At 66.6% G+C, this 20,559-nt stretch carries 22 protein-coding genes; 19 read left to right on the top strand and 3 right to left on the bottom strand.

From position 1 onward, the window contains the following. Positions 1-5 precede the first annotated feature (5 nt). From RSO01_RS37120 to RSO01_RS37100, 5 genes are all read left to right on the top strand, one after another. Positions 6-932, top strand: coding sequence for a sulfite exporter TauE/SafE family protein (locus RSO01_RS37120; protein ID WP_147155650.1), 927 nt, complete (start codon positions 6-8; stop codon positions 930-932). Continuing rightward, positions 929-1,801, top strand: a complete 873-nt coding sequence (locus RSO01_RS37115; RefSeq protein WP_147155649.1) for a TIGR02186 family protein — start codon at positions 929-931, stop codon at positions 1,799-1,801. The genes RSO01_RS37120 and RSO01_RS37115 overlap by 4 nt, the downstream gene beginning before the upstream one ends. Positions 1,802-1,812: 11 nt before the next feature. After that, positions 1,813-2,298: a universal stress protein gene (locus RSO01_RS37110; RefSeq protein WP_147155648.1), complete on the top strand. Its 486-nt coding sequence runs from the start codon at positions 1,813-1,815 to the stop codon at positions 2,296-2,298. A 289-nt stretch (positions 2,299-2,587) separates the two neighbouring features. Further along, a complete protein-coding gene (locus RSO01_RS37105; RefSeq protein ID WP_092823249.1) occupies positions 2,588-3,136 on the top strand; it encodes a NifU family protein in 549 nt (182 codons plus the stop codon). Positions 3,137-3,237: 101 nt separating this feature from the next. Beyond that, on the top strand, positions 3,238-4,365 hold the full coding sequence (locus tag RSO01_RS37100; RefSeq protein WP_170303651.1) for a glucosaminidase domain-containing protein: 1,128 nt from the start codon (positions 3,238-3,240) through the stop codon (positions 4,363-4,365). On the opposite strand, the gene ddpX is transcribed toward RSO01_RS37100, so the two are convergent. Next, a complete protein-coding gene (gene ddpX / locus RSO01_RS37095; protein WP_147155646.1) occupies positions 4,331-4,885 on the bottom strand; it encodes a D-alanyl-D-alanine dipeptidase in 555 nt (184 codons plus the stop codon). The genes RSO01_RS37100 and ddpX overlap by 35 nt on opposite strands. 15 nt (positions 4,886-4,900) lie before the next feature. On the opposite strand from ddpX, the gene tsaB reads away from it, so the two are divergent. Both tsaB and rimI read left to right on the top strand, forming a co-directional pair. After that, positions 4,901-5,587 (top strand): tRNA (adenosine(37)-N6)-threonylcarbamoyltransferase complex dimerization subunit type 1 TsaB, encoded by a 687-nt coding sequence (gene tsaB / locus RSO01_RS37090; protein WP_147155645.1) that lies wholly within the window; start codon positions 4,901-4,903, stop codon positions 5,585-5,587. After that, the gene (gene rimI, locus RSO01_RS37085; protein ID WP_147155644.1) at positions 5,584-6,054 is read left to right on the top strand and encodes a ribosomal protein S18-alanine N-acetyltransferase; all 471 of its coding nucleotides are present in this window, start codon (positions 5,584-5,586) and stop codon (positions 6,052-6,054) included. Before tsaB ends, rimI begins: the two co-directional genes overlap by 4 nt. An 11-nt stretch (positions 6,055-6,065) precedes the next feature. Here rimI and RSO01_RS37080 read toward each other — a convergent pair whose 3' ends face one another. Beyond that, entirely contained in the window at positions 6,066-6,299 is a 234-nt protein-coding gene (locus RSO01_RS37080; RefSeq protein WP_147155643.1) for a sulfurtransferase TusA family protein, read from the bottom strand. A gap of 48 nt (positions 6,300-6,347) precedes the next feature. On the opposite strand from RSO01_RS37080, the gene RSO01_RS37075 reads away from it, so the two are divergent. The 7 genes from RSO01_RS37075 to RSO01_RS37045 all read left to right on the top strand — a co-directional run bounded on the left by RSO01_RS37075 (position 6,348) and on the right by RSO01_RS37045 (position 12,535). Continuing rightward, the gene (locus RSO01_RS37075; protein ID WP_147155642.1) at positions 6,348-6,785 is read left to right on the top strand and encodes a Fur family transcriptional regulator; all 438 of its coding nucleotides are present in this window, start codon (positions 6,348-6,350) and stop codon (positions 6,783-6,785) included. A gap of 66 nt (positions 6,786-6,851) precedes the next feature. Continuing rightward, entirely contained in the window at positions 6,852-7,703 is an 852-nt protein-coding gene (locus tag RSO01_RS37070; protein WP_147155641.1) for a GNAT family N-acetyltransferase, read from the top strand. 69 nt (positions 7,704-7,772) lie between these two features. Then, positions 7,773-8,540, top strand: a complete 768-nt coding sequence (locus RSO01_RS37065; protein WP_218037577.1) for a lysophospholipid acyltransferase family protein — start codon at positions 7,773-7,775, stop codon at positions 8,538-8,540. Positions 8,541-8,747: 207 nt separating this feature from the next. Beyond that, positions 8,748-10,172 (top strand): tRNA (N6-isopentenyl adenosine(37)-C2)-methylthiotransferase MiaB, encoded by a 1,425-nt coding sequence (gene miaB / locus RSO01_RS37060; protein WP_147155640.1) that lies wholly within the window; start codon positions 8,748-8,750, stop codon positions 10,170-10,172. A gap of 41 nt (positions 10,173-10,213) precedes the next feature. Then, positions 10,214-11,164, top strand: a complete 951-nt coding sequence (locus RSO01_RS37055) for a PhoH family protein (protein WP_147155657.1) — start codon at positions 10,214-10,216, stop codon at positions 11,162-11,164. Positions 11,165-11,171: 7 nt separating this feature from the next. Beyond that, the gene (gene ybeY / locus RSO01_RS37050; protein ID WP_246159072.1) at positions 11,172-11,585 is read left to right on the top strand and encodes an rRNA maturation RNase YbeY; all 414 of its coding nucleotides are present in this window, start codon (positions 11,172-11,174) and stop codon (positions 11,583-11,585) included. Positions 11,586-11,599: 14 nt separating this feature from the next. Next, positions 11,600-12,535 carry an NAD(P)-dependent oxidoreductase gene (locus RSO01_RS37045; RefSeq protein ID WP_147155639.1) on the top strand — a complete coding sequence of 312 codons (936 nt, stop codon included), beginning with the start codon at positions 11,600-11,602 and terminating at the stop codon, positions 12,533-12,535. 154 nt (positions 12,536-12,689) lie between these two features. Here RSO01_RS37045 and RSO01_RS37040 read toward each other — a convergent pair whose 3' ends face one another. After that, complete coding sequence (locus RSO01_RS37040) at positions 12,690-13,484, bottom strand: aldo/keto reductase (protein WP_246159070.1); 795 nt, start codon at positions 13,482-13,484, stop codon at positions 12,690-12,692. 185 nt (positions 13,485-13,669) lie between these two features. Between RSO01_RS37040 and RSO01_RS37035 the strand changes: the two genes are divergently transcribed. The 5 genes from RSO01_RS37035 (at position 13,670) to RSO01_RS37015 (ending at position 20,509) form a co-directional block, all read left to right on the top strand. Further along, positions 13,670-14,527 carry a hemolysin family protein gene (locus tag RSO01_RS37035; RefSeq protein ID WP_218037575.1) on the top strand — a complete coding sequence of 286 codons (858 nt, stop codon included), beginning with the start codon at positions 13,670-13,672 and terminating at the stop codon, positions 14,525-14,527. A gap of 13 nt (positions 14,528-14,540) precedes the next feature. Continuing rightward, complete coding sequence (gene lnt / locus RSO01_RS37030) at positions 14,541-16,055, top strand: apolipoprotein N-acyltransferase (RefSeq protein WP_147155636.1); 1,515 nt, start codon at positions 14,541-14,543, stop codon at positions 16,053-16,055. Between the two features lie 200 nt (positions 16,056-16,255). Further along, positions 16,256-16,708, top strand: a complete 453-nt coding sequence (locus RSO01_RS37025) for a helix-turn-helix domain-containing protein (protein WP_092823235.1) — start codon at positions 16,256-16,258, stop codon at positions 16,706-16,708. Between the two features lie 232 nt (positions 16,709-16,940). Next, a complete protein-coding gene (metK, locus tag RSO01_RS37020; protein WP_147155635.1) occupies positions 16,941-18,227 on the top strand; it encodes a methionine adenosyltransferase in 1,287 nt (428 codons plus the stop codon). A 158-nt stretch (positions 18,228-18,385) separates the two neighbouring features. Beyond that, entirely contained in the window at positions 18,386-20,509 is a 2,124-nt protein-coding gene (locus RSO01_RS37015; RefSeq protein ID WP_170303650.1) for a peptidase domain-containing ABC transporter, read from the top strand. Positions 20,510-20,559 lie beyond the last annotated feature (50 nt).

The raw sequence follows: 20,559 nt of genomic DNA, 5'->3' as shown, positions 1-20,559 counted from the left end.
GACGCGTGGAGATCTACCTACCCATCGCCGAGCAGTCGATGAACGTGTTCGTTCTGCTCGGCCTGGGAGGCGCCGCCGGGCTGCTGGCCGGCATGTTCGGCGTGGGCGGCGGCTTTCTGGCGACGCCGCTCCTGATCTTCGTCGGCATTCCGCCCGCCGTCGCGGTGGCGAGCCAGGCCAACCAGGTGGTCGCCAACTCGATCTCCTCCCTGCAGGTGCACTGGCGGCGCGGCAACGTCGATCTGCGCATGGGCCTGGTCCTGCTGCTGGGCGGCATGATCGGCTCGTCGGCCGGCGTGTCGCTCTTCACGTATCTGAAGAACATCGGCCAGATCGATTTCGTGATCGCCGTGCTCTACGTCGTCATGCTGTCGACCATCGGCGTGCTGATGCTGGTCGAGAGCGCCCGGACCTACATCAGGCGGCGGCGCAATCCGGAAGCGCCGCGCGGCAAGCTGCACACGCACTATCTGGTGCACCGGCTGCCGCTCAAGCTGCGCTTCTACAAGTCCAAGCTCTACATCAGCGCCCTGCTGCCGATCGGCATCGGCTTCGTCATCGGCGTCTTGTCGGCGGTCCTGGGCGTCGGCGGCGGCTTCGTGCTGGTGCCGGCGATGATCTACATCCTCGGCATGCCGACCGCGGTCGTGATCGGCACCTCGAACTTCCAGATCCTGTTCGTAGCCGCCAACGTCACCTTCCTGCAGGCCGCGACCAACGGCACGGTCGACGTCGTGCTGGCGCTGCTCTTGATCCTGGGCGGCGTGGTCGGCGCGCCGATCGGCTCGCGGCTGGCGGCCAAGCTGCCGGGCGTCGTGCTGCGCGGGCTGATGTCGGTGCTGATCCTGGTCGTGGCGGTGGAGCTCCTGACCGAGCTTCTGCGCACGCCGAGCTCGCTCTATTCCCTCGGCTTCCGGCAGGTGATGCCATGAGGGCATGGAGCACCATCGTCGCGTTGCTGGTCGGCCTCCTGCTGGCAGGACCGCTTGCCGCGCCTACTGCCGCACAGGGGCCGCGCATCGAGCCGCCAGCGGGCGGCATCTTCGGTCCTCTCCCGGGCACGGGCGGCGCACAGTCGAGCGATCCCAGCGTGCCGCCGTCGGTGCCCAGCCAGTTCGAGACGCCGGATCTGATCGTCGACCTGTCGCGGCCGCGGGTGTCGATCACCTCGGCCTTCCAGGGCGAAAGCATCCTGCTGTTCGGCATGTTCGACCCGCCGGGCGAGATCGTCGTGGTCGTGGTCGGTCCGCCGGCGCGCGAGACGGTGCTGCGCAAGCAGCGCGTGCTGGGCCTGTGGCTCAACACCGGCCGCCAGGCGTTCGACGACGTCCCGGCCTACTACTCCATCGCCGCCAGCCAGCCCCTGCAGCGCCTGCTGGCGCGCAGCGCCGGCGGCGAGATCCTGTCGCTGGAGGACCGCATGCAGAGCGTGCGCTCGGTCGGCCAGCGCGAGCATGAGGACCTGATCAGGTTCCGCCTCGGTCTGGTCGAGGTGAAGCGGCGCGAGGGCCTTTTCCCGGCAGCTATCGGCCAGGTCACCATCCAGGCCAACCGGCTTTTCCGGGTCGAGCTGCCGTTCCCCTCGCGCCTGCCCGAGGGCATCTACGAGGTCAGGACCTATCTCCTGCGCGAGGGCAAGATCGTGGCCGCGGTGTCGCGCCCGTTGCCCGTCGGCAAAGTCGGCTTCAGCGCCCAGCTTGCCGGTTGGGCCGACAATGAGGGGCCGCTCTACGGCCTGGGTGCAATCATCATGGCTCTGGTCGTCGGCTGGATCGGCGGCGCGATCATGCGGCGTATCTAGGGAGGACAACGATGAGCGAACAGGCCAGCCTGCCCGACGAGCGCGTCTTCCTGGTCGTGGTCGACGAAAGCCCGGAGATGCGCAACGCCTTGCGCTATGCCTGCCGCCGCGCCAAGCGCACCGGCGGCCGCGTGGCCATGCTCTACGTCATGGAGCCGCCGGAAGGCCAGCAATGGGGCGCGGTCATGGACCTGATGCGCCAGGAAGCGCGCCAACAGGCCGAGGAGGTGATCGCCAAGCACGCCGACGTCGCGGTTTCCCTGACCGGCCAGCCGCCAGCCATCCATATCCGCGAAGGCAAGAGCCGCGATGAGCTGGTCAAGCTGATCACCGAAGACCCCTCGATCTCGGTTCTCGTGCTGGCGAGCGCATCGAGCAGCGAGGGGCCGGGGCCGCTGGTCACCGCCTTCGCCGGCAAGCTCGGCAGCCAGCTTCGCGTGCCGCTCACCATCGTGCCGGGCGCACTCAGCGAAGCACAGATCGACGCAATCTCCTGAAGCGTGCGCGAAGTTTCTGCGACGATTTTGGCAACAGCAGTCGGCTAACTCTTTTTGTGTTCCGCTCTATCGGCATGGCCTCAGTTTGATCACTGACCAGTATTTAGTTGAAATATAGATATAATATTGATATTTACCATAATCTTTATTCGGTCGGACCCAAGAATAGACTTGATCGGTTTGCCCTTGGTTCCTACCTCAATGACATCGAACGGGGGCGGCGACGTCCCGTCCCCACCCTAAGCGAGGCCAAGCGGGTAGCCGCAACGCCTTCGACAAGGAGGTTGGTTTGTTCATCCAGACCGAGCAGACGCCGAATCCGTCCACCTTGAAGTTCCTCCCGGGCCGCGTGGTCATGGAGAAGGGGACGATGGATTTTGCGACCGCCGAAGCCGCCGGCCCATCGCCTCTGGCGAAGAGGCTGTTCGCGGTCGAGGGCGTCGAGCGCGTGTTCTTCGGCTCCGACTTCGTGACCGTCACCAAGTCGGCCGATCGGGACTGGCAAGTCCTCAAGCCGTCGATCCTCGGCGGCATCATGGAGCACTACACCTCCGGCGATCCGGTGATCGCCGATGCCGCCGAGGCGCATGCCGCGGCGGCCGACGACGATGAAGTCGTCGCGCAGATCAAGGAACTACTCGATACGCGCGTTCGTCCGGCCGTAGCGCAGGACGGCGGCGATATCGTCTTCCAGGACTTCCGGGATGGCGTGGTCTACCTGCACATGCAGGGCTCTTGCTCGGGCTGCCCGAGTTCGACCGCCACGCTCAAGATGGGCATCGAGAATCTTCTGAAGCACTACGTGCCGGAAGTGGTGGAAGTGCAGGCGGCCCAGTAGGCCGCCTTCCGCTCAAGCGTACAGCGTAGAGGTGCAACGGGCGTGGCGTGGGGCCGCGTGCGATGGGCCGTTCGTTTGAGCAAACGAAACGAGGGTGTGGGATGCTTTGTGCGATTCAGCCCGCGATCAATCGCGGGCGACAATATGCGTTTCCGGTGGTGTGGGCCGCCGTATTCGCAACCGGTGTCGGTCTCAGCGAGCCGCTGCCCTCCTTCGATGCCGCGCCCTTTCTCTCCTTCGCGCCGATCGGTAAAGCCCAGGCCTCATCGCCCGACGAGGTGACGCTGGCTTCGATGGATGCCGAGCCGCAGGCGCTGACCTTCCTGCCGCCGCCGGCCAACGAGCCGGACGACATCCATCGCTTGATCATCGATCCGTCGATGGGCCATGGCCGCTTCGCCGCGCCGAGCAACGCGCTGCGTCGCCAGGTCCAGCTCCGTGCCGTCAGCCCGCGCACTGCCGACGAACTCGCCGGCTTCTTCCGCGACGTCTCCTTCACGCTGCTCACCGACATCCGTCAGGGCGAGGCCGTGCCGGCGATCAAGGTCGATCGCGTGCCGGCCGATCTCGGCAACAAGGACGGCTTTGAACGCAAGCAGCTCTTCATCACCGCCATCCTGCCGGTGGTGCTGGAAGTCAATCAGCGCGTGATGGTCGACCGCGAGCAGCTGCTCGCGCTGCGCGACAAGATCGCCATCGATCCGTACGCCATGAGCCCGATCGAGCGCATCTGGCTGGAAGATCTTGCCGACCGTTACGAGACGACGCCCGATCGCATGGACGAGTTGGTGCGCCGCGTCGACATCGTGCCGCCGTCGATGGCGATCGCCCAGGGCGGCGTCGAATCGGGTTGGGGTACTTCCTTCGCCGCGCGGACCGGCAACGCCCTGTATGGCCAGATGAAGGCGGGCAGCGCCATGCCGCTGCCCTTCCCCAATGTCGGCGAGTCGACCGAGGCCTACATCACCAACCTCAACACCCATCCGGCCTATGCTGGCTTCCGCACTGCCCGCGCCCAGGCACGCGAGCGCGGCGAGGATCTCGAGGGCTATCGCCTGATCGGCACGCTGCTGCGCTACTCCGAGCGCGGCCTGGGCTACGTGCAGTTCGTCCGCCAGATCATGCGCGAGAACGACCTGCACGATTTCGACAGGGCCAAGCTGCCGGAGCCCGCGAGCTTCGAGGCGCAGGCGCCTACATCATCGGCCGCGGCAGATCGGCGTCGCTGACCAGCGGATAGCGCCGCTGGTCGAACAGCTGATAGTGCCACCATTCATTGCGGTAGAAGTCCCAGCCGGCGCTGGTCATCAGCCCCATCAGCAGCAGGCGGTTGCGCTGCGCCTCGGGCGAGACGTCGGTGCGGCCGTGATGCGACAGCGGCGTGAAGGCGTCGAACGCCGTGCCCATGTCGAGTTCGCGCTCGCCGTCCAGCAGGGTGAGGTCGACGGCAACGCCGCGCGAATGCGGCGAGCCACGGCGCGGATCGGCCAGGAATTCCGGATCGGGCCGGGCGTTCCACAGCGCCCATTGCGCCTCGACGGGGCGCAGGGCATCGAAAATGCGAAGTCGGAGCCCGAGCGGCCGGGCGAGCGCGATCGCTGCGGCAAGCTTGTCGGCGGCTTCGCGATGCAGCCAGCATTCGGCATTCCGGTAGACCGGCTGCCCCGTTAGATTGGCCTCCGTCGCGTAGGCGAGCGTCACGTCGATGTCGAAGTCCGGCGGGGCGATGGCAACAAGATCGAGCTTCATGAGCCAAGAATACACATGACGGTCCTTGCCTTCGATTGCGCCGTCACCGGCATGACCGTTGCCGTGGTGCGCGACGGCGTGTGCCTTGCCAGCCTTGCCGAAGAAGGCCGCGACCAGGCGGCGCGCCTCGTGCCCGCGATCGCCACGGTGCTCGCCGAAGCCCGAGTCGACCGGCGCGACCTGTCGCTCATCGCCGTGACCGTCGGTCCGGGCAGTTTCACCGGTGTGCGGGTGGGCCTTGCCGCCGCGCGCGGACTGGCCGTCGGGCTGGGGGTGCCGTTGGCCGGCATCCCCACGACGTCGGTTCTGCTTGCTCAGTCGCAGCCCGGGCAGCGTCTGGCGGTTGCCGCCATCGACAGCCGGCTGGGCGACTGGTTCTGCGCCATCGACGAGGCCTTTGACGGAAAGCTTGCGGCGCCTTTTGCAGCATCGGCTCACGACTTTGCCAATCGGATCGCCGGGCGTCCCTGTCTCGTCATCGGTACGGGCGTGAAGGCGCTGGCGGCTGCTCTTGTTGCTGCCGGCATCGACGCCATCGCCGAGGAAGCCGTCCCCGATCCGGTTGTGCTGGCTTGCCTGGCCGACCATATGAGCGTCGATGCCTGGCGCACGCACAACGAGCGCGAGGGCCTGCCGCGGCCGCTCTACCTGCGTGGCGTCAACATCACCTTGCCCGACGGCGCGCGCCGCACCGTTGAATGACCGACCATTTCGCCATCGCTCCGCTGGGGGCGCTCGATCTCGACCGGGCGGCGGCGTTGCATGCCGAATCGTTCACGCCGTTCGGTGAGCGCATCTGGACACGGCAGGACCTCGCCGAGCTCGTGGCGTTGCCGGGCGTGGCCGGTCTGCTGCTGCAGGTCGATGGCCATGATGCGGGGTTCGCTGTGTGTCAGGTGGCGACGGACGAGGCGGAGCTCTTGACCCTCGCCGTGCGCCCAGCGCATCGCCGCCAGGGCGGGGGGCGCCGCCTGCTCGCGGCGATCATCGATCATGTGCGCAAGCGAGGGGCGCGAGCGCTATTCCTTGAGGTCGGCGTGGATAATCCGGCGGCGCGAAGCCTCTACGAATCGCAGGGTTTTCGAGCAGTCGGCGAACGTCGCGCTTACTACCAGCGCGGCCAGGCACCGCCGGCCGACGGCCTCGTCATGCGTCTCAATCTCATCTGATGAATCGGTGGTCAGGCGCGCCGGATGATTACGATATGGGCATCGCCTGCATCGTCGATCGACAGGATGGTGTGGCCTTCCTCGCGCGCGGCACGGGGAACGTTTCGCAAAGGTTCTTCGCCCCGGAGGCGGACGCTCAGGATCTCGCCCGGCTTCATGCGTTCGAGCCTGAGCTTGGTTCGCACGAAGGTCATCGGGCAGACCTCGGCCGTGATGTCGATTGTCTGGTCCGGCTGGATTGTCATCACCCGACAACTATACCGCGACCGCAGAGCGGTGTAGGGTAACATTGCATGCCTGATCGTAAGTCAAAGCTCGAGGTGCTGTGCGCCGAACGCGGTCTCAAGATGACCGACCAACGGCGCGTGATCGCGCGCGTGCTCTCGGAAGCGCACGATCATCCGGATGTCGAGGCCGTGCATCGTCGCGCAACCGCGATCGATCCCAACATCTCGATCGCCACGGTCTATCGGACCGTGCGACTCTTCGAGGAAGCCGGCATTCTCGCCAAGCATGATTTCGGAGATGGTCGCGCTCGCTATGAAGAAACGCCTGACGAGCATCACGACCACCTGATCGATATCCAGAGCGGCAAGGTTGTGGAATTCCACAACGACGAGATCGAAGAACTGCAGCGCCGGATCGCGGAAAAGGCCGGCTACAAGCTGGTCGGTCACCGTCTGGAGCTGTACGGCGTGCCCCTCGACGGGAAAAACAGTCGCCAAAAATGAGTGGACGAGGCCATCGCCACCTCGATAATGGAGCGATGATCGGGGCGGCCCCCTTGCGGATTCAACATGCGCATTGACCGCGCTGACAGCGAAGCCGAGTTGCTTGGTGCGCCCGCCTCCAGTGCGGAGATCGTCAGGGTTGTTGCTGGCGACTTCGAGGTCCGGTTGGCCGAGAACGCCGCCGAGATCGATGCCGCGCAGGCGCTTCGCTATCGGGTATTTTACGAAGAGATGACAGCGCGTCCGACGCCGGAGATGGCGGCGCGGCGGCGCGACTTCGACGCCTTCGACACGGTTTGCGATCACCTGCTGGTGCTCGATCATCGCCGCGGCGAGGGGCCGAAGGCCATCGTCGGCACCTATCGCCTGACCCGCCGCTCGGCGGCGGCGGCAATCGGCCGTTTCTACTCGTCGGCCGAGTACGACATCCAGCCGATGATCGACTATCCCGGCGAGGTCCTCGAGGTCGGCCGCTCGTGCATCGAGAAGGACGCACGCAACACCGCGACCATGCAGATGCTGTGGCGCGGCATCGCGCTCTACGCGTACCACTACAATATCCAGGTGATGTTCGGCTGCGCCAGCCTGCCGGGCGCTGATCCGTCGCAGCACTCGCAGGCGATGAGTTATCTCTATCACCATCACCTGGCGCCGCCGGAGATCCGCGTGCGCGCGCTGGCCAGCCGTTACGTCAAGATGGACGTGCTGGAACCCGGCAGCTACGACCCGCGCAAGGCAATGGCGCGCGTGGCGCCGCTCATCAAGGGCTACCTGCGTCTGGGCGGCTTCGTCGGTGACGGCGCGGTGATCGATCCGCAGTTCAACACCACGGACGTCTTCATCACCGTCAAGACGGCAATCATCACCGAGAAGTACATCCGCCACTACGAACGCGGGATCCGCGAACAGGAAAGCTGACGTCTACGACACTGCATGTGGATCGGTTCTCCTCTGCGAGGCGCCTTCCGGCTGCTGTGCTACCTTTCGGTGACACTCATCCTGGTGCCGATCTATCTCGTGGCCATGTCGCTGCGCATCCGTCCGATCATCCGCTGGATGCCGGTCGCCTATCACAGCTTTGTCTGCGTCATCCTCGGCATCAAGGTGCGCGTGCACGGCGAGCGTTCGGACGTGATCCCGACGCTCTTTGTCTGCAACCACGTCTCCTACCTCGACATCGTGGTTTTGGGCGGTCTGATCCCGGGCAGCTTCGTCGCCAAGGCCGAGGTCGCGACCTGGCCGTTCTTCTCGACGCTCGCCAAGGCGCAGCGCACGATCTTCGTCGAGCGGACCAGCGGCAAGGCCAGTCACAGCCGCGACGAGATGATGAGCCGGCTGAACACCGGCGACAATCTCATGCTGTTTCCCGAGGGCACCTCGAGCGACGGCCAGCGCGTGCTGCCCTTCCGCAGCGCCCTGTTCGGCGTGGCGCAGTTGCGCCGTGACGAGAAGCCCATCGCGGTGCAGTCGGTGGCGATCGCCTACACCCGCCTCGACGGCATACCGCTCGGCCGCTACTGGCGCCCGCTGTTCGCCTGGTTCGGCGACCTCGATCTGGTGCCACATCTTTGGCAGATGGTGTGCCTGGGCGAGACCGAGGCCGTCGTCACCTTCTTCCCGCCGGTCGACATCGACAAGCTCGGCGATCGCAAGAAGCTCTGCGAATACTGTTTCAAGCAGGTGTCGGGGGCGGTCCAGGCGGCGAATTCGGGGCGCTATGAGCTCCTGCCGCCGAAGAAGGCGGCTGCCGCCTGAATTCCTCCCCCGTCATACGGGGGAGGGTAGGGAGGGGGCGAGCCTCAATGTTGATTTTGGCAGTTTCAGATCTGAAACTTTCGGGCACCCGTCCTGCGGCTTTCCCCCTCCCGGCCTCCCCCGTAAGACGGGGGAGGTGAATGAGGGGAGGAGTCGACCACCGCCCCCGGCAGTGATAGAACCCGGCCGTTCCTGCAACGGAGACCGATGACCGACGTCCGCACCGACGGGCAGCGCAAGCGTGTGTTCATCCGCACCTACGGGTGCCAGATGAACGTCTACGATTCGGACCGCATGGCCGATGTCCTGCGGCCGCTGGGCTATGCCATGGCCGACACGCCCGAGCAGGCCGATCTGGTCGTGCTGAACACCTGCCACATCCGCGAGCATGCCTCGGAGAAGGTCTATTCCGAGCTCGGCCGCCTGCGCGATACCAAGCGCGAGCGTCGCGCCGAAGGCCGCGACCTCACCATCGCCGTGGCGGGCTGCGTCGCCCAGGCCGAGGGCGAGGAGATCGTGCGCCGCCAGCCTGCCGTCGACATCGTCGTCGGTCCGCAGGCCTACCACCGCCTGCCCGAGCTTCTGGCCGAGGCCGAGCGCAAGGCCGCGATCCGCCGCGCCGGCAAGCGCCTGCCGGGCGCGGGCGTGCTCGACACCGACTTCCCGGCCGAGAGCAAGTTCGATCATCTGCCGGCGCCGCAGGGCGTGCGCGCCGGCTCGGCCTTCCTGTCGATCCAGGAAGGCTGCGACAAGTTCTGCACCTTCTGCGTCGTGCCCTATACGCGCGGCGCGGAGTATTCGCGGCCGGCATCCGCCGTGCTGAGCGAAGCTCGACAGCTCGTCGCCGCCGGCGCGATCGAGATCACGCTGCTCGGCCAGAACGTCAACGCCTATCACGGCGAAGCGCCCTCAAGCTCAACAGGCGGCTCGACCTGGTCACTGGCCCGGCTGATCCACGCGCTTGCCGAGATCGATGGCGTGGCGCGCATCCGTTACACGACCTCCCATCCGCGCGACATGGACGACGACCTGATCGCCGCCCACGGCGCGGTGCCGCAGCTCATGCCGTACCTGCACCTGCCGGTGCAGTCGGGCTCCGACCGCATCCTCGAGGCGATGAACCGCCGGCACGGCCGCGATCTCTTCCTCAGGCTCGTCGATCGCCTGCGCCATGCGCGCGCCGACCTTGCGCTCTCCTCCGACTTCATCGTCGGCTTCCCCGGCGAAAGCGACGCCGACTTCGACGACACGATGCGGCTGGTCGACCAGGTGGGCTTCGCTTCGGCCTTCTCCTTCAAGTACAGCCGCCGCCCCGGCACGCCCGGTTCGGCGATGCCCGACCAGGTACCCGAGGCGGTGAAGTCAGCCCGGCTCGCTGCTCTTCAAGCGCTGCTCGGCCGGCAGGCGCGCGACTTCAACATCTCCAAGGTCGGCGCGACCGTGCCGGTGCTGTTCGCCGAGACCGGCCGCAAGCCTGGCCAGATCATCGGCAAGACGCCGTGGCTGCAGTCGGTCTATGCCGAGGGCAATGAACGGCTGATCGGCCACATCGTCGAGGCCCGCCTGATCGAAGGCCATGCCAACAGCCTGGCCGGCGAGATCGTCACCCGCGCTTACGAGGCCGCCGCGTGAGCGATACCGCCGCCACCGGCCGTTCGGCCGACGTGCGCCGCATGACGTTCGACGACAATGCGCTGCTGCCCGTGCTTTACGGCAATCACGACCGTCATCTGGTGCGCATCGAACAGCTCGCCAACGTGCAGCTGAGCGCGCGCGGCAACCAGCTCGCCATTGCCGGATCGGCCGACGACGCCGCGATCGCACACAAGGCCATCGCCGGCCTCTACGAGCGGCTGAAGCGCGGCCTGTCGATCGAGGTCGCCGATGTCGATGCCGCCGTGCGCTTTGCCCGCACCGGCGCCGACGGTGGCGACAATGACGGCATCGGCATCGGCATCCGCACCCGCCGCCGTACCGTGCAAGCGCGCTCGCCAGGCCAGCGCACTTATCTCGCGGCTCTGCATGAGCGTGACATGGTGTTCGCCCTGGGACCGGCGGGCAGCGGCAAGACCTACCTCGCCGTCGCCATGGGCGTGTCGCTGCTGCTGGCGGGCAAGGTCGAACGCATCGTGCTGTCGCGGCCCGCGGTCGAGGCTGGCGAGCGGCTGGGCTTCCTCCCCGGCGACATGAAGGAGAAGATCGATCCCTATCTGCGGCCGCTCTATGACGCGCTGCACGACATGCTGCCGGCCGAGCAGATCGCCAACCGCATGGAATCGGGCGAGATCGAGATCGCGCCGCTCGCCTTCATGCGCGGCCGCACGCTGGCGCACTGCTTCGTGATCCTGGACGAGGCGCAGAACACCACGCCGATGCAGATGCGCATGTTCCTGACACGACTGGGCGAGGGCTCGCGCATGGTGATCACCGGCGATCCCAGCCAGACCGACCTGCCCGGTGGTCAGCGCTCGGGCCTGGCCGACGCGGTCGACACGCTGAAAGACGTCGAAGGTGTTCGCTTCGTCCGGCTGACCTCCAAGGACGTCGTGCGCCACGACCTGGTGACACGCATCGTCGAGGCCTATGACGCGCGCGACAAGAAGAGCAAGTCGGACGGCCGTTGACGTCGTCGTGCTCGATGCGGCGTGGCGCAAGGCCATGCCGGGCGTCGAACGATTGGTGCGCAAGGCCGCGCGCGCCGCGACCAACAACCGCAAACGCTCGCTCACGATTGCCCTCGCCGATGACCGGCGCGTGCGCGCGCTGAATGCACGTGACCGCAAGAAGGACAAGCCGACCAACGTCTTGTCCTATCCATCGGGCGAACGCGATTTCCTGGGTGATGTCGTGCTGGCGCGCCAGACCGTCTGGCGAGAGGCCAAGTCGCAAGGCAAGACGGCTGCAGATCATCTCAGCCATCTCGTCGTGCATGGCACGCTCCATCTGATGGGTTACGATCACGAGACGAGCGAGGCCGACGCCGAGCGCATGGAAGCTCTGGAGCGGCGGATCCTCGCCAAGCTCGGAATCGCCGATCCATACTGAGGAAGGAAACGACAATGCGGGTGGGATTTATTGGCCTGGGCACGATGGGCTCGGGCATCTCGGCCAACATGCAGAAGGCCGGCCACGAGATGGTGGTGCACGATGCGCGGCGCCAGGCGGCCGAGAAGATCTGCGCCGCCGGCGCGGAATGGGCCGATTCGCCCAAGGCCGTCGCCGAGGCGACGGAAGTCGTCTTCACGTCGCTGCCGGGCCCGAAGGAGTTCGAAGCGGTCGTGAAGGGCGACAAGGGGTTGCTCGCCGGCATGTCGCGCGGCCAGCCGCTGTTCGATCTCACGACCAATTCGCCGACCACCATCCGCGGCCTCGAACCGTTGTTCAAGGAGCGCGGCGCCGTGCTGCTCGACAGCCCGGTGAGCGGCGGTCCGGCCGGCGCCCACTCGGGCAAGATGGCGATCTGGGTCGGCGGTGACGAGCAGGTCTTCCAGCGCTATCGCCCTGTGCTCGACGCGGCGGGCGACCAGGTTGCCTATATCGGCCCGATCGGCTCGGCCTCGGTCGCCAAGCTGGTGCACAATCTCAGCGGCTACATGATCCAGACGGCGCTGGCCGAAGCCTTCACCATGGGCGTGAAGGCCGGCGTCGATCCGCTGACCTTGTGGAAGGCCGTGCGTAACGGCGTCACCGGCCGGCGACGCACCTTCGACGGCCTTGCCGACCATTTCCTGCCCGACGTCTTCGACCCGCCGCGCTTTGCCCTGAAGCTCGCGCACAAGGACGTGTCGCTTGCCACGCAGGTCGGCCGCGAGATGGGTGTGCCGATGCGACTTGCCAACCTGACGCTCGAGGAGATGACCGAGGCGCTGGCCCGCGGCTGGGAAGGCCGCGATTCGCGCTCGTCGATGATCCTGCAGAAGGAGCGGTCGGGGCTCACGATCAAGGTCGACCCCGCCGACATCGCCGCCGCATTGCGCGACAAGAGCAACGCTTAGCGTCTTTCCGGAGCGCGGACCTCCAGGTCCGCTTCAGTCATCCTGAGCGGAGCGAAGGATCTCATGCCGGTTGCAAGCGGTGATGAGGTCCTTCGCTGCGCTCAGGACGACAGACTTGAGCGGACCTGGAGGTCCGCGCTCCGGCAAGAAAGACCTAAAGCATCTCCAGCGTCTGCTTGCCTTTGGGCGGCGGGAAGGCGCGGTCGAGTTCGGCGGTGATCTCGGGCGTGAGCTTGACGTCGAGCGCGCCGAGATTTTCCTTCACGCGATCGCGGGTCGAGGACTTGGGAATCGTCACCACCCCGGGCTGGGCCATCACCCAGGCGAGCGCCAGCTGTGCCGGCGTGCAGCCGACGCCATCGGCGAGCTTCTTCAGCGCGGGCTTGGTCAGCAGGCGGCCCTGGTCGAGCGGTGAATAGGCCATCAGCGGGATCGACTTCTTGCGCATCAACGGCAGCAGGTCGAACTCCGGGCCGCGCCGCGACAGGCAGTACAGCACCTGGTTGGAACCGGTCAGGCCCTTGTCGAGGCGGGCGGCATCCTCCATGTCGCCGCGGTCGAAGTTGCTGACGCCGAAGTCGGCAATCTTCCCTTGCTCGCGCAGGCGATGGAATGCCTCGAACGTCTCCTCGAGCCGCGCCCCGCCGCGCCAGTGCAGCAGATAGAGATCGATCTTTTCCAGACCCATCCGCCTGAGGCTGCGCTCGCAGGCGGCGACCGTGCCCGAGCGCGTCGCATTGTGGGGATAGACCTTGCTCACGATGTAAGGTTTGGCCCGTCCCTTGATCGCTTCGCCGACGATCTCCTCGGCGACGCCCTCGCCGTACATCTCGGCGGTATCGATCATGGGATAGCCGAGTTCCAGCCCATATTTCAGCGCGTCGAGCTCATCGCCGCGCCGCCGGCCGCTTTCGCCCATACGCCAGGTTCCAAGGCCAAGGATCGGCATGGCCGCACCAGAAGGAAGTTTGCAGGAACGCATAAGGAACATCCGTCGTTGCAACGCCGCAGCGATAGCCTATCTTAACGACCATGCCGGACTCCACAGCGCACAGTACGCGACCGGGCAACAGCCCGGATTCGGCGAGTGAGCCCTCCCCAATACCAGCGCCAATAGCTGCGACCGCTCCGGAGGTGCCTTCGAGCGGCGGCCTGCTGCGCGCCATCCTGCGCCGCCTGCGCCGGCGCGAGAAGAACGAGGCGGTGCGCGAGGCGATCGAGGAGCTGATCGAGGAGACGCCCGAGAGCGACACGCCGATCAGCGACGACCAGCGGGTGCTGCTGGCCAACATCCTGAAGCTGCGCGACAAGACCGTGGCCGACGTCATGGTGCCGCGCGTCGACATCATCGGCATCGCCGCCGACACGCCGCTCGACGAAGTGGTGCGCCTGATCCAGGCCGAGGCGCATTCGCGCTATCCGATCTACCGCGAGTCGCTCGATGACGTGATCGGCATGATCCACATCAAGGACGTGCTGGCCTACTGGGGCACCGCCAAGAAGTTCAACCTGCGTGACATTCTTCGCCGCGTCGTGTTCGTGGCGCCGACCTTGCCGGTGCTCGACATGCTGCTCGACATGCGCCGCTCGCGCACCCACATGGCGCTGGTGGTCGACGAGTTCGGCGGCACCGACGGGCTTCTCACCATCGAGGACCTGGTCGAGGAGATCGTGGGCGAGATCGAGGACGAGCACGACGTCGCCCAGACGCCGACCGTGGCGCGCCGCGTCGACGGTACGATCGACGTCAACGGCCGCACCCCCGTCGAGCTTCTGGAGCAGGAGATCGGCAACGTGCTGTCGGAGGACGAGCGTCGTGAGATCGACACGGTGGGCGGCTTGATCTTCTCGCTGCTCGGCCGCATCCCCGAGCGCGGCGAGGTCGTGCGCCATCCCTCGGGCGTCGAGTTCGAAGTGCTCGACGTCGACCCCAGGCGCATCAGGCGCCTGCGTGTGCGGCCGCCGACGACCTCGGCGACGGCCGCCGCCTGACCGCCGCACCATCGTGAGCAAGCTTCAAGGATGGCGCGCCCTGGGCGTGGCCTTGGTGGCGGGAGCGTTGGCGGCTCTCGCCATGCCGCCGCTCTACTGGCTGCCCCTCGCGATCGTGGGCATCGTGGCCTACGTCTGGCTGTGGCAGGCGGCGCCGACGCCGCTCAGCGCCTTCTGGCGCGGATTGGCCTGGGGCACGGGCCATTTCGCCGTCGGCTCCTACTGGATCCTCGAAGCCTTCTACGTCCCGCCGGCCGACTTCGCCCTGCTGGGGCCGCCGATCGTCGCGGGCCTCGCGGTCCTGTTGGGATTCTTTCCGGGCCTCGTCGCCTGGGCAGCGCGTCGCATCATCGATCGCTGGCCGAGCCTCGGCGGCCGCTACAGCCGCCTGGTTGTACTGGCGATCGCCTGGACGGTTGCAGAGTGGCTGCGTGGACACCTCTTCACTGGCTATTCCTGGAATCCTCTGGCGCATGTCTGGGCCTTTGCCACGCCTTTGCTACAGGGTGCGGCGCTGTTCGGCGTCTATGGCCTTGGCATGTTGACCTTCCTCGTGCTCGCCGCGCCGACGGCTGGCTGGCGGGCATCGATCGCGGCGCTTGTCGCCGTCGGTCTTGCTGGCTGGGCCGGCCAGTCGGCGATGGCGGCCATCGAAAACGGCAACGGGCCCTGGATCCGCATCGTGCAGCCCAACGTGCCGCAGGCGCAGAAATACCGCCCGGAGACCCGTGCCCGCCAGCTCGCCAAGCTGGTGGAGATGAGCCGCCGGCCGGGCTTCGACCGCTTGGCCGCCGTGGTCTGGCCGGAAACGGCGCTTCCCGAGATCATCGAGCCCGGCTCGGCGGCACTCGCAATCATGGCCCAGGCCGTGCCGCCGGGCGGCCTGCTGCTGACTGGTGCGGCACGGGCCACCGCCGCCGGGCCCGCGGACGGCGTATGGAATTCCCTGTTGGTGATCGACGGGGCCGGCGCCATTGCGGCCCACTACGACAAGGTCCACCTCGTGCCGCTCGGCGAGTACATCCCCTTCCACAAGCAACTGGCGCCGGTCTCGGGCATGATCGGCCGCGGCTCGTTCGAGGTGGGCGAGGGAAGGGTGACGCTGGTGCCGTCGAACGGCCTGCCGTCCTTCTCGCCGGTGATCTGCTACGAGGTGATCTTCCCCGCCGCCGTGACGGGGCCCGGCGAACGGCCGCAGTGGCTGCTCAACATCACCAACGATGCCTGGTTCGGCACGTCGAGCGGACCGTACCAACACTTGACCAGTGCTCGCCTGCGCACCATCGAGGAAGGCCTGCCCATGATCCGCGCCGCCAACACCGGCGTATCGGCGGTGATTGATGCTTACGGCCGCGTTCTTGCGTCACTCGACATGCAACAGGAGGGCATCATCGACCACCGCCTTCCCGCGGCGCGTGTGGCCACCCCCTTTGCACGCTGGGGCGACTGGACACTGCTGGTCCTGGTTGCATTTCTTGGTGTGACGTTAATCGGAACGCGATTGTGGAAGAGCCGACAACCCCCATGAATCATTCAACATTAGGAATCCTGAGGATCAGCTTGCATTATCCGGGCGAGGGGGTAATGTCATATGCAGCCCTGACGTGTAGATATGCATTTTTGCACAGGTGAGCTTGCCGACGGGCCGCACTTACCGAGTGTTTGCCACTTTATTTGCACAACCGCGTTGTAGGCTTAGAGAGACGAGAGCGAGAAGGAACACGACCAATGGCAAGATCACATCCGGTAGACGTCCATGTCGGCGCGCGCATGCGCCAGCGCCGCACGCTTCTCGGGATGAGCCAGGAAAAGCTCGGGACGGCTGTCGGGCTCACCTTCCAGCAGATTCAGAAATACGAGCGCGGTTCCAACCGCATCGGTTCGAGCCGGCTCTATGAATTCGCCAAGGTGCTCGACGTGCCGGTGTCGTACTTCTTCGACGAGATGCCTTCCAACGCGCTGTCGGGTCGGCCGATGTCCGGCCGCGGCCGCAAGGGCTTCGGCGAAGCCGGCACGCCGTTCGAGCAGGAGAAGGATCCGCTGATCAAGCGTGAGACGCTGGAACTGGTGCGGGCCTACTACAAGATCCGCGAAGGCCGCGTGCGCAAGCGCATCTTCGAGATGGTCAAGGCCGTGGGTGCGGCGAGCCATGCCGAGGTGCTGGGCGGCCGTAAGCGCTAAAAGGCCGCAAGATCCCGGGGGGATGCTGAAGGGGCGGGGGAAAGCCTGAGGCAAACTGCCAAGGCCCCCTTGATTTCCGTCGACATCTGGAGTTTTTAGCCGGCGCGGCTCCGATGGGCGGCGTCGCCGCGGACGGATTTGGACGACTTGCCACCGCGACAATAAAGGCTAAGCCGGACGTTGGCGGCTCTTCCGCCCTGCCCGGAGTCCAGCGACCTGTGGGAGGGCTGTTTTGGCCATCAAGGATTATCTCTTCACCAGCGAATCGGTTTCCGAAGGCCATCCGGACAAGGTCTGCGACCAGATCTCGGATGCCATCCTCGACGCTTTCATCGCCAACGACGTCAAGCTCGGCCATGCCGACGACAGCCACGCCAACACCCGGCTGGGCTGCGAGACGCTCGCCACCACCAACAAGATCGTCATCGCCGGCGAAGGCCGCGCCTCGGCGCCGTACATGCGCAAATACGGCAAGCACACCATCGTCAACCGCGAAGCCCTGACCGAGATCGCCCGCGAGGTCGTGCGCGACATCGGCTACGACCAGGACGGCTTCTCCTTCCACGGCGCCGACGTCGAGGTGCTGCTGCACGGCCAGTCGCCCGACATCGCCATGGGCGTCGATGCCAAGAAGAAGGGCGGCAATCTCGGCGATCAGGAAGGCGCGGGCGACCAGGGCCTGATGTTCGGCTTCGCCTGCCGCGACAGCGAGGAATACGAGAAGGGCTCGTTCATGCCGGCCCCGATCTACTTCTCACACAAGATCCTCGAGGTGCTGAGCAAGGCGCGCCGCTCGGGCGAACTGCCCGACCTGCAGCCCGATGCCAAGAGCCAGGTCACGGTGCGCTATGTGAACGGCAAGGCCGTCGGCGCCACCAAGGTCGTCGTCTCCACGCAGCATCGCGAGGCCACGGCCAAGGGCAAGAAATACAACTCCGGCATGATCAAGGAGATGATCGCCGGCCACGTGACGAAGTCGCTGCCCAAGGGCTGGATGCCCAAGAAGGCGTCCGACTTCTTCGTCAACCCGACCGGCAACTTCGTCGTCGGCGGTCCCGACGGCGATTGCGGCCTGACCGGCCGCAAGATCATCGTCGACACCTACGGCGGCTACGCCCCGCACGGCGGCGGCGCCTTCTCGGGCAAGGACCCGACCAAGGTCGACCGTTCGGCAGCCTATGCCGCGCGCTACCTCGCCAAGAACGTGGTGGCCGCGGGCCTGGCCGATCGCTGCCTCATCCAGGTCGCCTATGCGATCGGCGTCGCCGACCCGATGTCGCTCTATGTCGACACCCAGGGCACCGGCAAGGTCGACGAGCGCAAGCTTGAGAAGGTCCTGTCGGACATCTTCCCGCTGCGGCCGACCAACATCCGCCGCTCGCTGCAGCTCAACAAGCCGATCTACAAGCGCACCGCGGCCTACGGCCATTTCGGCCGCAAGCCCGAAAAGGACGGCGGCTTCTCGTGGGAGCGCACCGATCTGGTGCCGGAGCTGAAGCGGGCTTTCGGTGCACGTTAGAATAACGTCCTAATCGATTGATTCTTCGGACGTTTTTGATAATGTCAGAGGGGCAGTAACAAGTCTGCTGGAGCAGACGACGAATGGCCCCTCTGGAGAATGGCGGGTTTCAGCCATCGGTTTGGGCCGGCGATAGAAGTCGGCCCATCGACTCGCTCATGCGAGCGCTGCTCTACGTCGCCCAACAGGTCGGCCGACCGCTGAGCGAGGCCGACGTGCGTCGCCTGGCAGCGGTGCCGGCGGCGGGCCTCGACGAGGCTGCCTTCCTGACCGCGGGCACGCGACTTGGCCTCGACGCCCAGGCATTCGACCTCACGCCCGAACGGCTCGGCGCGCTGCCGCTGCCCTTCGTTCTGCTGGCGGTCGGGCACCCCGCTCACGTCGTCGTGGGCAGACGAGCATACCAATGGATGGTGCTCGACGTCGTCGACGGCCAGGTCTGGCATCTCACGGCCGACGAGGTGATGGCGCTGGGCACGCGCGCCCTGGTGATGCGCGAGAAGCTGCCCCATGCCGCCGGTGCGCTCTGGTATGCGCCGCTGTGGACGCGCATTCGGCCGGTCATCCTGAAGCTCGCTGCCGCCTCCTTCGTCATCAACCTGCTGGGCCTCGCCACGCCGCTCTTCATGATGCTGATCCTGAACACGGTGATCGGCCATACGGCGCCGGCCAACGCCGCATCGCTGGTCATGCTGCTGGCCGGTGGCATGCTCGCGGTCTACGGCCTCGACTTCGCCTTGCGCCTGGGGCGCGGCTGGCTGTCGGCGCGCACCGGCGCCCGCCTCGATGCGCTGATGAGCGGCGAGGCGCTGCATCATCTGATGCAGCTTCCCTACCGGCATTTCGAACGTACGCCGTCGGGCGTCATTGCCGAGCGCCTGCGCCAGCTCGACGTGCTGCGCAATTTCCTCACCGGCCAGATGCCGGTGCTGGCGATCGACATCGCCTTCGTCGTGCTGTTCCTCGCCGCCACCATCTTCATCAGTCCGGTGCTGGGCGCCATCGCCGCCTTGGCCATTCCGGTGCTGATCGGCGTGTCGCTGGCGACCCATCGCGCGCAACGCCGGCTGGCCGACGAGAATTTCCAGGCGCTCGCCGCCAAGGGCTCGACGCTCGCCGAGACGGTGGCCAACGCCGCCACCATCAAGACGCTGGGGCTCGAAGCCGAGGTCGAGAAGCGCTGGCAGGCCCGCGTCGAGCAGTCGGCCTGGACTTCCTTCCGGGCCAACAACCTCGCTAACATCGCCGCCAGCGCCTCGGGCAGCCTGCAGTTGCTGGCGTCGCTGGTGATCGTGGTGATCGGCGTGCGCCAGGTGGTCGACCATCACATGACGATCGGCGCCCTGGTCGCGGCCAACATGCTGGCGGTGCGCGCGCTGCAGCCGATGCGCCAGCTCGTGGCGGCATGGCACCAGCTCCAGGCGACCAGCGCCGCCTTCAAGCGCATCGACGAGCTGATGAACGAGGCGACCGAGAGCCCGCCAGGCGAGCTCGCGCCGATGCCGGCGCTGGCCGGCGACATCGTGTTCGATCGCGTCAGCTACCGCGCTGATGCCGACACGCCCGCGATCCTGCAGGGCGCCGATTTCAACATCGTCGCCGGCGAGATCCTGGGCATCGTCGGTCCCTCGGGATCCGGCAAGACCACCATCGCCAACCTGGTGCAGGGCCTGTTCAGGCCGACCGGCGGACGCGTGCTGGTCGACGGCATGGACATCGCCCACATCTCGCCGGCGCAGCTGCGCGCCCAGATCGGGGCGGTGCCGCAGGACGTCCAGCTCTTCACCGGCTCGGTGCGCGAGAACATCGCCATGGGCGTTGTCGACAAGGATCCCGGCCGTGTCGTCGCCGTCGCCAAGTTCGTCGGCGCGCACGATTTCATCCAGCGCCTGCCGCAGGGTTACAATACCGTGCTGGGCGAGCGCGGGCAGGGGCTGTCGAGCGGTCAGCGCCAGCTGCTCAGCATCGCCCGCGCGCTGATCCGCAATCCGCGCATCCTGGTGCTCGACGAGGCGACCAGCGCGCTCGATCCCGCGACCGAGGAGCAGCTGCTGCGCCAGCTCAAGGCCAATGCGCGCGGCCGCACCGTCATCATGATCACCCATCGCCTGGCGCCGCTGGCGATCGCTGACCGTGTGGCGCTGCTGATGGACGGCCGCATCGAGCGCATCGGCTCGCCGACCGAGGTCATGGCCTACGCCCGCATCCGCATGGCCGAGGCGAGCCGCGGCCAGACCACCGCCGGCGCCGCCGCCGCGCATACGGTGGCGATGCTGGCTTAGCAGCGCAGCGCGGACCGCGACCTGCCCGCCCGCTCATGCTCTTCCGGACC

The organism is Reyranella soli (genome assembly GCF_007992495.1).
In the GTDB taxonomy this organism is placed as follows: Bacteria; Pseudomonadota; Alphaproteobacteria; order Reyranellales; family Reyranellaceae; genus Reyranella; species Reyranella soli.
This window is presented reverse-complemented; position numbering and strand designations above follow the sequence as displayed.